Origin of the sequence: Bartonella gabonensis (assembly GCF_903679515.1) — a bacterium.
GTDB classification, from domain to species: Bacteria; Pseudomonadota; Alphaproteobacteria; order Rhizobiales; family Rhizobiaceae; genus Bartonella; species Bartonella gabonensis.
Genome location: NZ_CAHOYM010000092.1, coordinates 1 through 1,597 on the forward strand (window position 1 = coordinate 1; position 1,597 = coordinate 1,597).

The 1,597-nt window shown below is 35.7% G+C and carries 3 protein-coding genes; all 3 read left to right on the forward strand.

Annotated features, from left to right (window positions below; genetic code table 11):
• Nucleotides 1–91: 91 nt before the first annotated feature.
• Nucleotides 92–235, forward strand: a complete 144-nt coding sequence (locus HWX04_RS08385; RefSeq protein ID WP_175868913.1) for a TrwH protein — start codon at nucleotides 92–94, stop codon at nucleotides 233–235.
• Nucleotides 232–1,053 (forward strand): TrbJ/VirB5 family protein, encoded by an 822-nt coding sequence (locus HWX04_RS08145; RefSeq protein ID WP_175869617.1) that lies wholly within the window; start codon nucleotides 232–234, stop codon nucleotides 1,051–1,053. Before HWX04_RS08385 ends, HWX04_RS08145 begins: the two co-directional genes overlap by 4 nt.
• Before the next feature lie 258 nt (nucleotides 1,054–1,311).
• Nucleotides 1,312–1,597: type IV secretion system protein (locus tag HWX04_RS08150; protein WP_175869618.1), on the forward strand; the 286-nt coding region annotated here is incomplete at its 3' end.

The window sequence follows — 1,597 nt, forward strand, 5'->3', positions numbered from 1 at the left end:
TACACACTATGCACTTTACTTTATATTCAAAATAGCAATAATGATCAAAAATGTTAGAATACATCTAACAACAATAAAGAGTAATCTTAAAATGAAAAATATCATTCTTATAATTTTGATTGCAAACCTTTTATCGGCCTGTGCATTAGCACCAAAGCTAAAGCAACCAAATGAGAGAAATCGTGTGCCTATTAATAATACAATCCCTGCCGAAATTAAGCGAGGAGACAGATGAAAAAGCAGTTTATTATAACAGGGATGATTGCCGTCTTGGGAATGCCAAACTTAGCACATGCATCAAATATACAGAGAAACGGCGAGTGCCATTTTCTAACTATACCATTTGAAACAGATCCAAATGTACCCTTACCACCATGTACACAATCCCCCTCATCTTCTTCACCTACCCCATCGCCTGCTCAGTCACCTGCTCAATCAGTAGAATATTCGGAAATTATTAAGTTATTAAAAGCAAAAATTGCAGATAGTGAAGAACAGCTCAAAAAAACGGAAGAGCTCTACAAAGCTATAACAGGTAGTAAAATACAAAAACCAACAATAGGAGAGGGTGAAGATTTTTTCTTAAAAGATTCGCATCTTATCTACCCAAAACCAGAAAGGCTCTACCAGACTTTTAATCCGCAATTCCGCAAGTGGATTCACGTGGTTGATAAAGATGAGAGAACTTTTTCTTCTTGGATAGCGTCTGGGGGCCATTCAATAGGGATACGCTCAATAATTAATAAACGTCTTGAATATAATAGCATTATTGCTAAAGTTGTAAGCTTGCAAACTTTTCAAGAAGCAGAGAAACGCTCTTTGCAAATTATCTCTTATTTAAGCCATTTAAGTAGAGCAAAACATCTGAAAGAAACTTTCCAGATAAAATCACGCATCGGACACATATCAACCATGATCCAAAATGAACATGCAAAACTACAAATGGTTAGAAATTTAAACATGAATGAAAAGAAACTTATCGAAATTCAAAAACGTAAACTATATCAAGTATTTTATAATGCTAGCAACCAAATGATGCCAGACATACTATAACTAGAAAACGATGCTTAAGAATAAGCAGTTACCTGATAAAACTCTTTACAACGTTTGCTGGCTCTTTTCATGAAAACAAAAGCCGATTTACAGGATTTAGTGCTCATCGTAAGAGTTAGAGAAGCAGAGAGGATTTTATCAAAGTCATGATAATCGTGGTGAAACGACTTAAGTAATGTATAAATGCAAAGGAAGCCTTTAGCATATATCTGTGTCTCAAGATGATAAAAATTTGACTATTCGTTAAAGAGGAATGCCATGAACTTYAYTMTGTTCACGCAACTTTTCRATAAARTTGATCAGGTAACAAAAACGTATGTCACGGATATTTGCTCAAAAGCAGTTGCAACCATTACCCCCTTTGTATCGATTGGGATAACAATCGCTTTTCTCATCTATGGATGGCTTATCATTCGTGGCGCTATAGATATGCCCCTCTCCGGATTTGTGAACCGTTGCCTGCGAGTGAGTATTATCACTTCAATAGCTCTCACTACAGGACTTTATCAAAGCGAAATTGCAAATTTGATAACAAGCATGCCCT

Coding starts and splice junctions, on each gene's coding strand:
- HWX04_RS08385 (WP_175868913.1), top strand. CDS start 92: ATGAAAAATATCATTCTTATAATTTTGATTGCAAACCTTTTATCGGCC.
- HWX04_RS08145 (WP_175869617.1), top strand. CDS start 232: ATGAAAAAGCAGTTTATTATAACAGGGATGATTGCCGTCTTGGGAATG.